At 63.2% G+C, this 13,922-nt stretch carries 14 protein-coding genes; all 14 read left to right on the top strand.

Annotated elements, in window-relative coordinates; translation table 11 throughout:
• The first annotated feature begins 25 nt into the window (after positions 1-25).
• The 14 genes from hscA to AC0SZ7_RS09085 all read left to right on the top strand — a co-directional run bounded on the left by hscA (position 26) and on the right by AC0SZ7_RS09085 (position 13,891).
• Entirely contained in the window at positions 26-1,888 is a 1,863-nt protein-coding gene (gene hscA / locus AC0SZ7_RS09150; protein ID WP_475504086.1) for a Fe-S protein assembly chaperone HscA, read from the top strand.
• Between the two features lie 2 nt (positions 1,889-1,890).
• The gene (fdx, locus tag AC0SZ7_RS09145) at positions 1,891-2,232 is read left to right on the top strand and encodes an ISC system 2Fe-2S type ferredoxin (RefSeq protein WP_475504085.1); all 342 of its coding nucleotides are present in this window, start codon (positions 1,891-1,893) and stop codon (positions 2,230-2,232) included.
• 13 nt (positions 2,233-2,245) lie between these two features.
• Positions 2,246-2,446 (top strand): Fe-S cluster assembly protein IscX, encoded by a 201-nt coding sequence (gene iscX, locus AC0SZ7_RS09140; RefSeq protein ID WP_416422726.1) that lies wholly within the window; start codon positions 2,246-2,248, stop codon positions 2,444-2,446.
• A gap of 90 nt (positions 2,447-2,536) precedes the next feature.
• Entirely contained in the window at positions 2,537-2,962 is a 426-nt protein-coding gene (ndk, locus tag AC0SZ7_RS09135; protein ID WP_008366138.1) for a nucleoside-diphosphate kinase, read from the top strand.
• Between the two features lie 28 nt (positions 2,963-2,990).
• Positions 2,991-4,139: a dual-specificity RNA methyltransferase RlmN gene (rlmN, locus tag AC0SZ7_RS09130; RefSeq protein ID WP_475504084.1), complete on the top strand. Its 1,149-nt coding sequence runs from the start codon at positions 2,991-2,993 to the stop codon at positions 4,137-4,139.
• Positions 4,140-4,151: 12 nt separating this feature from the next.
• Complete coding sequence (gene pilW / locus AC0SZ7_RS09125) at positions 4,152-4,910, top strand: type IV pilus biogenesis/stability protein PilW (RefSeq protein WP_475504083.1); 759 nt, start codon at positions 4,152-4,154, stop codon at positions 4,908-4,910.
• Entirely contained in the window at positions 4,910-5,920 is a 1,011-nt protein-coding gene (locus AC0SZ7_RS09120; protein ID WP_475504082.1) for a RodZ domain-containing protein, read from the top strand. Before pilW ends, AC0SZ7_RS09120 begins: the two co-directional genes overlap by 1 nt.
• Before the next feature lie 3 nt (positions 5,921-5,923).
• Positions 5,924-7,033, top strand: coding sequence for a flavodoxin-dependent (E)-4-hydroxy-3-methylbut-2-enyl-diphosphate synthase (ispG, locus tag AC0SZ7_RS09115; RefSeq protein ID WP_475504081.1), 1,110 nt, complete (start codon positions 5,924-5,926; stop codon positions 7,031-7,033).
• Positions 7,034-7,053: 20 nt separating this feature from the next.
• Complete coding sequence (hisS, locus tag AC0SZ7_RS09110; RefSeq protein WP_475504080.1) at positions 7,054-8,343, top strand: histidine--tRNA ligase; 1,290 nt, start codon at positions 7,054-7,056, stop codon at positions 8,341-8,343.
• 40 nt (positions 8,344-8,383) lie between these two features.
• Positions 8,384-9,025 (top strand): YfgM family protein, encoded by a 642-nt coding sequence (locus AC0SZ7_RS09105; RefSeq protein WP_475504079.1) that lies wholly within the window; start codon positions 8,384-8,386, stop codon positions 9,023-9,025.
• Positions 9,018-10,169, top strand: a complete 1,152-nt coding sequence (gene bamB, locus AC0SZ7_RS09100) for an outer membrane protein assembly factor BamB (protein ID WP_475504078.1) — start codon at positions 9,018-9,020, stop codon at positions 10,167-10,169. The genes AC0SZ7_RS09105 and bamB overlap by 8 nt, the downstream gene beginning before the upstream one ends.
• A gap of 145 nt (positions 10,170-10,314) precedes the next feature.
• Positions 10,315-11,778, top strand: a complete 1,464-nt coding sequence (der, locus tag AC0SZ7_RS09095; protein ID WP_475504077.1) for a ribosome biogenesis GTPase Der — start codon at positions 10,315-10,317, stop codon at positions 11,776-11,778.
• 185 nt (positions 11,779-11,963) lie between these two features.
• A complete protein-coding gene (locus tag AC0SZ7_RS09090) occupies positions 11,964-13,112 on the top strand; it encodes a pyridoxal phosphate-dependent aminotransferase (RefSeq protein WP_475504076.1) in 1,149 nt (382 codons plus the stop codon).
• A complete protein-coding gene (locus AC0SZ7_RS09085; protein WP_475504075.1) occupies positions 13,100-13,891 on the top strand; it encodes an amidohydrolase in 792 nt (263 codons plus the stop codon). The genes AC0SZ7_RS09090 and AC0SZ7_RS09085 overlap by 13 nt, the downstream gene beginning before the upstream one ends.
• Positions 13,892-13,922 lie beyond the last annotated feature (31 nt).

Genomic DNA, 13,922 nt, shown 5'->3' with positions numbered 1-13,922 from the left:
CTGCACGCCTGATATTCAGATAAGCATGGCCCTACTGCAGATCGCCGAACCCGGCCAGAGTCCTCAACCGCACCAGCGCAAGCTGGCTGTGGGTATCGACCTTGGCACTACCAATTCGCTGGTCGCTGCCTTGCGCAGTGGTCTGTCCGAGCCGCTGGCCGACGCGCAGGGGCAGGTCATCCTGCCGTCCGCCGTTCGCTACCACGCTGACCGCGTCGAAGTGGGCGCCAGCGCCAAGGCTGCCGCCGCCAGTGACCCGCTCAACACCATCGTCTCGGTCAAGCGCCTGATGGGCCGCGGCCTGGCTGACGTCAAGCAGCTGGGCGAGCAACTGCCCTACCGCTTCGTCGGTGGCGAGTCGCACATGCCGTTCATCGAGACGGTGCAGGGCGCCAAGAGCCCGGTCGAAGTCTCCGCCGACATCCTCAAGGTGCTGCGCCTGCGCGCCGAAGCCACCCTGGGTGGCGAGCTGGTGGGTGCGGTGATCACCGTGCCGGCCTATTTCGACGACGCCCAGCGCCAGGCCACCAAGGACGCCGCCAAACTGGCCGGCCTCAACGTGCTGCGCCTGCTCAACGAACCTACCGCAGCCGCCGTGGCCTATGGCCTGGACCAGCACGCCGAAGGCCTGGTGGCCATCTACGACCTAGGTGGCGGTACCTTCGACATCTCTATCCTGCGCCTGACTGGCGGTGTTTTCGAAGTGCTGGCCACCGGTGGCGACAGCGCCCTGGGTGGTGACGACTTCGACCATGCCATCGCCAGCTGGATCGTCGAGCAGGCTGGCCTGTCCGCCGACCTCGACCCGGGTGCGCAGCGCCATCTGCTGCAAGTGGCCTGCGCCGCCAAGGAAGCCCTGACTGACGCAGCGTCGGTTGAAGTGGTGTACGGCGAGTGGAAAGCCGCGCTGAGCCGCGAGGCGTTCAACGCCCTGGTCGAGCCGATGGTTGCCCGCAGCCTGAAGGCCTGCCGCCGTGCCGTGCGTGACTCGGGTGTGGAAATCGACGAGGTGGCCGCGGTGGTCATGGTCGGCGGTTCCACCCGTGTGCCGCGTGTGCGCCAGGCCGTTGCCGAGCTGTTCGGTCGCGAGCCCCTGACCGAGATCGACCCGGACCAGGTGGTCGCCATCGGCGCTGCCATCCAGGCCGACACCCTGGCCGGCAACAAGCGCGACGGCGCCGAGCTGTTGCTGCTGGACGTGATCCCGCTGTCTCTGGGGCTGGAAACCATGGGCGGGCTGATGGAGAAGGTGATTCCGCGCAACACCACCATCCCCGTTGCCCGTGGCCAGGACTTCACGACTTATAAAGACGGCCAGTCGGCCATGATGATTCACGTGCTGCAAGGCGAGCGTGAACTGATCAGTGACTGCCGCTCGCTGGCACGCTTCGAATTGCGTGGCATCCCGGCCATGGTGGCGGGCGCGGCGAAAATTCGCGTCACCTTCCAGGTCGATGCCGACGGCCTGCTCAGCGTTTCCGCGCGTGAGCTGGGTTCGGGCGTCGAGGCCAGCATCCAGGTCAAGCCGTCCTACGGCCTGACCGACGGCGAAATCGCCCGCATGCTCAAGGATTCGTTCCAGTACGCCGGCGACGACAAGGTCGCGCGCCAGCTGCGCGAGCACCAGGTAGACGCCGAGCGCCTGCTGGAAGCGGTGCAGGGCGCCCTGGAAGCTGATGGCGACCGCCTGCTGGACGCCGAAGAGCGCCTGGTAATCGAGCTGCAAATGACCGATTTGCGTGAATTGATGAGCGGTACCGACGGCGCGGCCATCGAGCAGCAGACCAAGCGTCTGTCGCAGGTCACCGACGCCTTCGCGGCCCGCCGCCTCGACTCGACGGTGAAAGCCGCGTTGGCCGGGCGCAACCTGAATGAGATTGAGGAATAACGATGCCGCAGGTCATTTTTCTGCCCCACGAAAAGTTTTGCCCTGAAGGGCTGGTAGTCGAGGCTCCCACCGGTACTTCGATCCTTGAGCTGGCCCACGACCACCACATCGAGATCGAAAGCGCCTGCGGTGGCGTGTGCGCCTGCACCACCTGTCACTGCATCATCCGCGAGGGCTTCAATTCGCTGGAAGAAGCCGACGAGCTGGAAGAAGATTACCTGGACAAGGCCTGGGGGCTGGAGCCGCACTCGCGCCTGGCGTGCCAGGCCGTGGTGGGTACCGAGGACCTGACGGTCGAAATCCCGAAATATTCGCTTAACCATGCGGCCGAAGCGCCGCACTGATCGGGAAGCTGTCATGAGCTACGGTTGGAATGATGTACAACGTATTGCAGAGGAATTGGCCGAAGCCAAGCCGGGCGTTGACCCGTATTCGGTGAATTTCGTCGATCTGCAGCAATGGATCAAGGATTTGCCTGGTTTCGACAGCACTTCTGGCCGGGTAGGCGAGAAGGTGCTGGAAGCGGTCCAGACCCTTTGGGCCGACGAAATAGACTGATCATCTTTGCAGGTTAGGCATTACCCCAGAACCCGCGTATAATTCGCGGGTTTAATTTTTCGCAACAATCACTGTTTCTGGAGTTTCACCATGGCTGTTCAACGTACTTTCTCCATCATCAAGCCTGACGCTGTTGCCAAGAACGTCATCGGCGAGATCACCACTCGTTTCGAAAAAGCCGGTCTGCGCGTCGTTGCCTCGAAACTGAAGCAACTGTCCAAGGCCGAAGCTGAAGGTTTCTACGCTGAGCACAGCGCTCGTGGCTTCTTCGGCGAGCTGGTTGCCTTCATGATCTCCGGTCCTGTCGTTGTTCAGGTTCTGGAAGGCGAAAACGCCATCGCTCTGAACCGTGAGCTGATGGGCGCTACCAACCCTAAAGAAGCTGCTGCCGGCACCATCCGTGCTGACTTCGCTGACTCCATCGACGCCAACGCTGTTCACGGTTCGGACTCCGAAGCCGCTGCTGCCCGCGAAATCTCGTACTTCTTCGCTGCTACCGAAGTAACCACTCGCTAAGCCACGGCCAACGAGTGAAGGTGAAACCATGACCGTAATGACTGGCAAGACAAACCTATTGGGCTTGACCCAACCAGAGATGGAACAGTTCTTCGACTCGATCGGGGAGAAGCGCTTTCGTGCCGGTCAGGTCATGAAGTGGATTCACCATTTTGGCGTCGATGATTTCGACGCCATGACGAACGTCGGCAAGGCCTTGCGCGAAAAGCTCAAGGCCTGTGCCGAAATTCGTGGTCCCGAAGTCGTCAGCGAAGACATCTCCACCGACGGCACCCGTAAATGGGTGGTGCGCGTGGCGTCCGGCAGCTGCGTCGAGACCGTTTACATCCCGCAGGGCAAGCGTGGCACCTTGTGTGTTTCGTCCCAGGCGGGCTGCGCGCTGGATTGCAGTTTCTGCTCCACCGGCAAGCAAGGCTTCAACAGCAACCTCACCGCCGCCGAAGTCATCGGCCAGGTGTGGATTGCCAACAAATCCTTCGGCAGTGTCCCGGCTACCATCGACCGCGCCATCACCAACGTGGTGATGATGGGCATGGGCGAGCCATTGCTGAACTTCGACAACGTCATCTCCGCCATGCGGCTGATGATGGATGACCTGGGCTATGGCATCTCCAAACGCCGGGTCACCCTGTCCACCTCGGGCGTGGTGCCGATGATCGACGTGCTCGCCGATCACATCGACGTCTCGCTGGCCCTGTCGCTGCACGCGCCGAACGACGCGCTGCGCAACGAACTGGTGCCGATCAACAAGAAATACCCGCTCAAGATGCTGCTCGAGTCGTGCCAGCGCTACATGTCCCAACTGGGCGAGAAGCGCGTGCTGACCATCGAGTACACCCTGCTCAAGGACGTCAACGACAAGCTCGAGCACGCGGTGGAAATGGTCGAGCTGCTCAAGAACGTACCGTGCAAGATCAACCTGATCCCGTTCAACCCGTTCCCGCACTCCGGTTACGAGCGTCCGAGCAACAACGCCATCCGGCGTTTCCAGGATCATTTGCACCAGGCCGGTTTCAATGTCACGGTGCGCACTACCCGCGGCGAAGACATCGACGCCGCCTGTGGTCAATTGGTAGGGCAGGTGATGGACCGCACCCGCCGTAGCGAACGCTATATCGCCGTACGCCAGCTGGCAGCCGACGCCGATATGCCGCTGAACGCCGACAACCGGCCCTGAGAGAGGATCTCCATGACCGTGCGCGCCGCGCTGTTGCTATTGTTCTTCAACCTGCTGGTTGGTTGCGTTTCCACGGGTAAAGTCAACCCGATGGAAACCAGCAAGGGACGCGAAGAGGCGCGCAAGGCTCTGGTCCAATTGGGCATCGGCTACCTGCAGACCGGCCAGGCCGAACAGGCCAAGGTGCCGCTCAAGCAGGCGCTGGAAATCGACAGCTCGGACCCGGAGGCCAATGCGGCCCTGGGTTTGGTGTTCCAGGCCGAGCTTGAGCCCAAACTGGCCGAGCAGTACTTCAAGAAGGCGCTGTCCAGCCGCCCGAAAGATGCCCGCACCCTCAACAATTACGGCGGTTTCCTGTACGAGCAGAAGCGGTATCAGGAAGCTTACGAAACCTTTGAGAAAGCAGCCGACGATCCCCTGTATCCTGAGCGCTCGCGGGTGTTCGAAAACCTTGGCCTGACGGCCCGGGCCATGGGTAACAAGCCGTTGGCGGTGCAATTGTTCGACAAGGCGTTGCGGCTCAAGGCCGATCAGCCCCAGGCTTTGCTGGAAATGGCTGAGTTGTCTTACGAAGACAGGCATTATGTGCCGGCGCGCGGTTACTACGACCGCTTCAGCCAGCTGAGCGAGCAGAACGCCCGCAGCCTGTTGCTGGGCACGCGCCTGGCACGGATTTTCCAGGACAAGAACAAGGCCGCCAGTTTCGGCCTGCAACTTAGAAGACTCTATCCCGGTACGCCGGAATATCAGCAATACCTGTCGGAGCAATGATGAAAGCGGCGCATCCCGAAGTTGTAGCAGCGACTCGCGTGAACCCTGGTGACACCTTGCGCCAGGCCCGCGAGAGCAAAGGCTGGTCGCTGGCCGACGTGGCCGTGAAACTCAACCTGACGGCCACTTCGTTGGGCAACCTGGAAGCCGGTGCTTTCGACAAGCTGCCGGGGCACACCTTCGCCCGCGGTTATATCCGTGCCTACGCCAAGTTGCTGGGCATGGACCAGGCGCCCCTGGTGCAGGCCTTCGACCAGGCCACCGGCAGCCACGCGCAGGGCAGTGAAGTGCACGCGCTGGGCCGCATCGAGGAGCCGGTGCGCCTGTCCCACAACATCTTGCGTGGCGTGAGCCTGCTGTTGCTGGTACTGGTGGTGGGTGGCGGCTTCTTCTGGTGGCAGGACCAGACCGCCCAGCGCGGCAAGGACCAGGCCGGCCTGGCCATGGAGCACGTCGAGGTCGAAAGCGCCGACGGCACCACCCAGATCCACCCGATCGACGAGCCTGAAGACCAGGCCGTGGCCGAGGGGCAGAAGCCTGAAGCTGAAACGGCCCCGGCTGAAGCCACTACCACCACCGAGGCGCCGGCCGTGCCTGCGACAGCCGGCGTTCAGCCCGCCGCGCCTACCGTGGCACCTGCGCCTGCGGTAACCGCCCCGGCCCCGGCTGCCCCGAACGCGCCGGCGCTGGTTCACCAGCCGGCGGCGCCGGTTGCTGCGCCTGTCGTGGCTGCCCCTGCGGCGCCGGCAGCCCAGGCCCCGGTAGCCGGTGCTGGCCAGCTGCAACTGAAATTCATCGCCGATTGCTGGACCCAGGTCACCGACGGCAACGGCAAGGTGCTGCTCAGCGCACTCAAGCGCAAGGGCGAGACCGTCGACCTGAACGGCAAGCCGCCGTTCGCCGTGCGCCTGGGCTATGCCCGTGGCGCGCAGGTCAGCTACAACGGCCAGCCGGTCGACGTTGCACCTTTCACCTCTGGCGAGACTGCTCGCATGAAAGTGGGACAATAAATCATGCACGGCGAATCCCCGATCAAACGTCGCGAATCCCGTAAAATCTGGGTTGGCAATGTGCCGGTGGGCGGCGATGCCCCCATCGCTGTACAGAGCATGACCAACACCGATACCAATGACGTCGCCGCCACCGTGGCGCAGATCCGCCGCCTGGAAGAGGCCGGCGCCGACATCGTCCGCGTCTCGGTGCCCGACATGGACGCCGCCGAGGCGTTCGGCAAGATCAAGTTGCAATCGCGCGTGCCGCTGGTGGCCGACATCCACTTCGACTACAAGATCGCCTTGCGCGTGGCCGAACTGGGCGTCGACTGCCTGCGCATCAACCCGGGCAACATCGGTCGCGAAGACCGTGTGCGCGCCGTGGTCGATGCCGCCCGCGACCGTGGCATCCCGATTCGCATCGGCGTGAACGCCGGTTCGCTGGAAAAGGACCTGCAGAAAAAATACGGCGAGCCTACCCCTGAGGCACTGGTGGAGTCGGCCCTGCGCCACGTTGAGCACCTGGAGCGCCTGAACTTCCAGGACTTCAAGGTCAGCGTGAAGGCCTCCGACGTGTTCATGGCCGTTGCTGCCTACCGCCTGCTGGCCACCCAGATCTCCCAGCCGCTGCACCTGGGCATCACCGAAGCCGGTGGTTTGCGCTCGGGCACGGTGAAATCCTCCGTGGGCCTAGGTATGCTGCTGGCCGATGGCATCGGCGACACCATCCGCATCTCCCTGGCGGCAGACCCGGTGGAGGAGATCAAGGTTGGCTACGACATCCTCAAGTCCCTGCGCCTGCGCTCGCGTGGCATCAACTTCATCGCCTGCCCGAGTTGCTCGCGGCAGAACTTCGATGTGGTGAAGACCATGAACGAGCTGGAAGGGCGCCTGGAAGACCTGCTGGTGCCGCTGGACGTGGCGGTGATCGGTTGCGTGGTGAACGGCCCTGGCGAAGCCAAGGAAGCCCACGTGGGCCTGACCGGTGGCACCCCGAACCTGATCTACATCGACGGCAAGCCGGCGCAGAAGCTGACCAACGACAACCTGGTGGAAGAGCTCGAGAAGCTGATTCGCCAGAAGGCGGCCGAAAAGGTCGAGGCCGACGCGGCGCTGATCGCCCGCGGCTGACAGAACACTAAGGATTTCTCGTGAGTAAGACGCTGCAAGCCATCCGTGGCATGAACGACATCCTGCCCGACCAGACGCCCCTGTGGCGCTACTTCGAAGGCACCGTGGCAGGCCTGCTGGACACCTACGGCTACCGGCAGATCCGCATGCCGATCGTCGAGTTCACCGACCTGTTCAAGCGCTCCATCGGCGAAGTCACCGACATCGTCGAAAAAGAGATGTACACCTTCGAGGACCGCAACGGCGACTCGCTCACCCTGCGCCCTGAAGGCACGGCTGCCTGCGTGCGCGCGGTGCTGGAGCACGGTATTACCGGTGGTGGCCAGGTGCAGAAGCTCTGGTACGTGGGCCCCATGTTCCGTCACGAGCGCCCGCAGAAAGGCCGCTACCGCCAGTTCCACCAGATCGGTTGCGAGGTGTTCAACCTCGACGGTCCCGACATCGATGCCGAGCTTATCGTGCTGACCTGGCGCCTGTGGGGTGCCCTGGGCATCCGCGACGCGGTGAAACTGGAACTCAACAGCCTGGGCACCTCCGAGGCCCGTGGCCGCTACCGCGAAGCACTGGTGGCGTTCCTGACCGAGCACCTGGACCAGATTGACGAAGACAGCCAGCGCCGGTTGAAGACCAACCCGCTGCGCGTGCTCGACACCAAGCACCCTGAGACCCAGGCCGTGCTGGTCAACGCACCCAAGCTGGCCGATTACCTGGACGAAGAGTCGCGCGTGCACTTCGAGGGCCTGAAGGCCCGCCTGGACGCCGCCGGCATTCCCTACGTGATCAACCCCAAGCTGGTGCGTGGCCTGGACTACTACAGCAAGACGGTATTCGAGTGGGTCACCGACAAGCTCGGCGCCCAGGGCACCGTGTGTGCTGGCGGCCGGTACGACGGCCTGGTCGAGCAGATGGGCGGCAAGCCTACCCCTGGTGTCGGTTTCGCCATGGGCATCGAGCGCCTGATCCTGCTGCTGGAAACCCTGGAGCAGGTACCTGAGTCCATCGCCCGTACCGTTGACGTTTACCTGTGCGCCTTTGGCGAGCAGGCCGAACTGGCCGGCCTGGCCCTGACCGAGCGCCTGCGCGATGCATTGCCGCAACTGCGCATCCAGGTCAATGCCGGTGCCGGCAGCTTCAAGAGCCAGTTCAAGAAGGCGGACAAGAGCGGTGCGCTCTACGCCTTGATCCTGGGGGACGACGAACTGGCGCAACAAGTGGTAGGTTTCAAACCCCTGCGTGGCCAGGGCGAACAACAAAACATTGCCTGGGATGCTCTGGGTGAGCATCTGGCGACTTGCGTCGTGCAGGGTTGAGGCAGGCTTCAGGCCGAATTTGCGAAATAGGAGTATTGGGGTGTCGAGTACCGAAGATGAACAACTCGCCGAGTTGAAGGACTTTTGGCAGCGTAACGGCAAGCCTCTGGTCACCGGCGTGCTGCTGGCCCTGGTGGTGGTGTTTGGCTGGCAAGCCTGGCACAAGTACCAGGCCAACCAGTCGCAAGGTGCGTCCAGCCTGTACCAGCAACTGCTGGAAACCGCGCTGAACCCTGCCGGCAAGCCTGACACCGCGCAGGTTGCGGACCTGGCCAACAAGCTCAAGACCGAGTACGGCAACAGCGAGTACGCGCAGTATGGCAGCCTGTTCGTGGCCAAGGTGGCCGTGGACGCCGGCAAGCTGGACGACGCCGCCAACGAGCTGAAAGCCGTGGTCGACAAGCCCAAGGACGCCATGCTGGGTGAAATCGCCCGTCAGCGCCTGGCTCAGGTCCTGGCTGCGCAGAACAAGGCTGAAGACGCCCTGAAGCTGCTGGACGGTGACGCCGACAAGGCGTTCCTGGCCAGCCGCGAAGAACTCAAGGGCGACCTGCTGGTGCAGCTGGGCCGTACTGACGACGCCTACGCGGCGTACCAGAAGGCCAAGGCAGCCCTGTCCGATGAGGCAGCAGTGGGTGGCTTGCAAATCAAACTCGACGACCTGGCGAAAAAAGATGCGTGACGTGATCCGTTGGAAACATGCAGCATTGCTGGCTCTGGCCATTCTGGCCGCGGGTTGCAGCAGCAACAGCAAAAAGGAATTGCCTCCTGCCGAGCTGACCAAGTTCAAGGAAGAAGTGGTCCTGCACAAGGAGTGGAGTCGTTCGATCGGTGACGGTCAGGGCGAAACCTACAACATGCTGGTTCCAGCGATCGAGAACGACAGCATCTACGCCGCTGACGTGACCGGCGTGGTCATGGACCTGAACCGTCTGAACGGTGACGTGATCTGGAAGAAAGACCTCGACACTTCGGTGTCGGGCGCGGTCGGTGTCGGTTACGGCCTGGTCATGCTGGGCACCATCAGTGGTGAAGTCATTGCCCTGGACGCCACCAACGGTGAAGTCAAATGGCGCGCCAAGGTGGGCAGCGAAGTATTGGCGCCGCCTGCCAGCAACGGTGACGTGGTAGTGGTGCAGACTCAGGACGACCGCCTGGTCGGCCTGGACGCCAACACTGGCACCCAGCGCTGGATCTACGACAGCACCCCTGCGGTACTGACCCTGCGTGGCACCAGTGCCCCGCTGGTCACCAACCACTTGGCAGTGGCTGGCCTGTCCACCGGCAAGGTCGTTGCCCTGGACATCAGCAACGGTGTGCCGGTGTGGGAACAACGCATTGCCGTGCCGCAGGGCCGCTCGGAACTTGAGCGTGTCGTCGATATCGACGGCGGCCTGCTGCTGTCCGGTGGTACCCTGTACGTCGCCAGCTACCAGGGCCGCATGGCGGGCCTGGATCTGGAAAGCGGCCGCGTGCTGTGGCAGCGTGACGCTTCCAGCTACGCCGGCGTGGCCCAAGGCTTCGGCAGCGTCTACGTGGCGCTGGCTTCCGGCACCGTGGAAGGCGTCGACGAGCGCACCACCACCGCGCTGTGGAGCAACGACAAACTGGCCCGCCGCCAGCTGTCGGCGCCCGAGGTGTTCTCAAGCTACGTGGCCGTGGGTGACTTCGAAGGCTACCTGCACCTGCTGAGCCAGGTCGATGGCCGCTTCGTCGGTCGTGAAAAAATTGACGGCGACGGCCTGCGAGCCCGTCCGCTGGTGGCCGGGAACATGATTTACGTGTTCGGCAACAGCGGCAAGCTCGAAGCCCTCACCATCAAGTAAGGCTTTGACTATGCTGGAGGTCAGCCATGGCCTCCAGCGGCCCCGCCCCCGGCAGGGTCAACGGCATGTTCGCATGCCGTCACGAACTCCGGCCGCTGCCTGCAGCGGCCTTTGTATTTTCTGAAATAACGCAGTGGAGAGCCTAATGGTTCCCGTAATCGCCCTGGTGGGCCGACCGAACGTCGGCAAGTCCACCATGTTCAACCGCCTGACCAAAAGCCGCGACGCCATCGTCGGCGACCTGTCTGGTCTTACCCGTGATCGCCAATACGGAGAGGCGCACTGGCAAGGGCGTTCCTACATCCTGATCGACACCGGCGGTATTTCCGGTGACGAGCACGGCATGGACGAGAAGATGGCCGAGCAGTCGCTGCTGGCCATCGAAGAAGCCGATGTCGTGCTGTTCCTGGTCGATGCCCGTGCCGGTTTCACCGCCGCCGACCAGATGATTGCCGAGCACCTGCGCAAGCGCAACAAGCGCTCTATCCTGGTGGCCAACAAGATCGACAACATCGATCCGGAAATGGCCCGCGCCGAATTCGCCCCATTGGGCATGGGCCACGCCATCGGCGTCGCCGGTGCGCAGGGCCGTGGCGTGAACACGCTGCTGGAAGCCGCCCTGAGCGAATTCCCGCGTGACGTGGAAGAGGAAGACCTGGCTGAAGGCGTCGCCGAAGGCGAAGAGCAAGTCCGTATTCCTGGCCCGAGCGAGAAGGATGGCATCAAGATCGCCATCATCGGCCGTCCGAACGTGGGCAAGTCGACCCTGGTCAACCGCATGCTCGGTGAAGAGCGGGTAATCGTCTACGATCAGCCCGGCACCACCCGTGACAGCATCTACATCCCGTTCGAGCGCAACGGCGAGAAGTACACCTTCATCGACACCGCCGGTGTGCGCAAGCGCGGCAAGATCCATGAAGAAGTCGAGAAGTTCTCGGTGGTCAAGACGCTGCAGGCCATCAAGGATGCCAACGTCGTGATCTTCGTCATGGACGCCCGTGAAGGCGTGGTGGACCATGACCTGAACCTGCTGGGCTTCGCGCTGGAATCGGGCCGTGCCATCGTCATCGCACTGAACAAGTGGGACGGCATGCAGCCGAGCGAGCGCGACTACGTGAAGACCGAGCTGGAACGCCGGTTGTTCTTCGTCGACTTCGCCGACATCCACTTCATCTCGGCGCTGCATGGCACCGGCGTGGGCAACCTGTACGGTTCGGTGCAGGCCTCGTTCAAGTCGGCGATCACTCGCTGGCCGACCAGCCGCCTGACCCAGATCCTCGAGGACGCGGTGCAGGAGCACCAGCCGCCGATGGTCAACAGCCGCCGCATCAAGCTGCGCTATGCCCACCTGGGTGGTGCCAACCCGCCGCTGATCGTGATCCACGGCAACCAGGTGGAAAAGGTGCCGAACAGCTACGTTCGTTACCTGGAAAACACCTACCGCCGCGTCCTGAAGCTGGTCGGCACGCCGATCCGCATCGAGTTCAAGGGCAGCGACAACCCGTATGAAGGCAACAAGAACACGCTGACCGACCGCCAGGTCAACAAGAAGCGTCGCTTGATGTCGCACCACAAGAAAGCCGACAAGAAGCGCCGCGACAAGCGCTGATCCCCGGTTTTCGCGATACCCCGTGGGAGCGGGCTCTGCCCGCGAAGAAAGCACCGCATAGTCTCTGGGCTCATACGGTGTAGCCTTCGCGGGCAGAGCCCGCTCCCACGGGTGGTTCTGTACTGGTTTTCCCGCTGTTCGTTGGGCTATCCTGCTGGGCTCCCCAGTTGTCAGGGATAGGCCCGATGATCACCAGCAAGCTGCCGAATGTCGGCACGACCATCTTCACCACCATGTCCCAGCTCGCCGCCGAGACGGGTGCGCTCAACCTGTCCCAAGGCTTCCCCGACTACGACGGCCCCCAAGGCCTGCGTGATGCCGTGGTGCGCCATATCAACGCTGGCCACAACCAGTACGCGCCCATGACCGGCTTGCCGGCCCTGCGCGAACAGGTAGCCGCCAAGGTGCTGCGCCAGTATGGCGCCACCGTCAGCGCCGACACCGAAGTCACCATCACCCCAGGCGCTACCGAGGCGATCTTCTGTGCGGTGCAGGCGGTGGTGCGTGCTGGTGACGAGGTAATCGTCTTCGACCCCTGCTACGACAGCTACGAGCCCTCGGTGGAACTGGCCGGCGGCCGCTGCGTGCATGTGCAGCTCGATGCCCGGGATTTTTCCATCGATTGGCAGCAGCTCAGCGATGCCCTGAGCCCGCGCACGCGGATGATCATCCTCAACAGCCCGCACAACCCCAGCGGCGCCTTGATCAGCGCCGCCGACCTTGCGCAGCTGGCGCAACTGATCGAAGGTCGCGATATCTACCTGATCAGTGATGAAGTGTATGAACACCTGGTCTACGATGGGGTCAGACATGCCAGCGTGCTGGCCAACGAAGCGCTCTATTCCAGGGCTTTCGTGGTCAGCTCGTTCGGCAAGACCTACCACGTCACCGGTTGGAAGACGGGTTATGTGATCGCCCCCCCGGCCTTGAGCGCAGAGCTGCGCAAGGTCCACCAGTACGTCAACTTCTGTGGGGTGACCCCGCTGCAGTGGGCGTTGGCGGACTACATGGCGGCCTGCCCCGAGCATGTTGAAGAACTGCCCGGGTTCTACCAGGCCAAGCGTGATCTGTTCTGCGACCTGCTGGCACCGTCGCGGTTCAGCTTCACCCGGGTGGCGGGCACGTATTTCCAGCTGGTGGATTACTCGCAGATCCGCCCCGACTTGAACGATGTCGACATGGCTCTGTGGATGACCCGCGAGCACGGCGTGGCGACCATTCCGGTGTCGGTGTTCTACCAGACACCCATCCCGGAACAGCGCCTGGTACGCCTGTGTTTCGCCAAACGCGAGGAGACGCTGCGGGAAGCGGCGAAGAAACTATGCGTGATTTGAGTACGCTGGCGAACCTGAACCTGGCCCTGGTGCAAACCACCCTGGCCTGGCATGACCGCACAGCCAATTTCGAGCACTTCGAGGCCCTGCTGGAGCAGGCCCGCGGTGCGGACCTGATCATTCTGCCGGAGATGTTCACCACCGGCTTTTCCATGGACTCGGCCGGTCTGTGCGAGCCGGAGAATGGCCCTGCCAGCAAGTGGCTGCGTGCGCAGGCCGTGCGCCTGAACGCGGTGGTCACCGGCAGCGTGATCATCCAGGCCGCCGACGGCAGCCATCGCAACCGCCTGCTGTGGGCGCGCCCCGATGGCGAACTGCTGCACTACGACAAGCGCCACCTGTTCCGCATGGCCGGCGAGCACAAGCACTACACCCCTGGCGAGCGTCAGGTGCAGTTCGAGCTGAACGGCTGGCGCATTCGCCCGCTGATCTGCTACGACCTGCGCTTCCCGGTGTGGAGCCGCGACGCCCAGGACACCGACCTGCTGTTGTACACCGCCAACTGGCCCGGCGCGCGTCGCCTGCACTGGAACCGGTTGCTGCCGGCGCGTGCCATCGAGAACCTGTGCTACGTGGCGGCAGTGAACCGCGTGGGCACCGACGGCAAGGGTTTCGCCTATACCGGCGACAGCCAGGTGCTGGATTTTCAGGGCGAGAGCCTGCTGAGCGCGGGGGAGGCCGATGGCGTGTTCCACGTAGCGCTCAGCGCCGCGGAACTGGCCGCCTACCGCACGCGCTTCCCGGCGCACCTGGATGCGGATACCTTCACGTTCTCATGATTTCACCCATGAAAAAACCGGCCACATGGGC

The organism is Pseudomonas sp. JC1203 (assembly GCF_056175065.1).
Note: the sequence above shows the minus strand (reverse complement) of the source record. Positions and strands in the feature narration are given on the sequence as shown.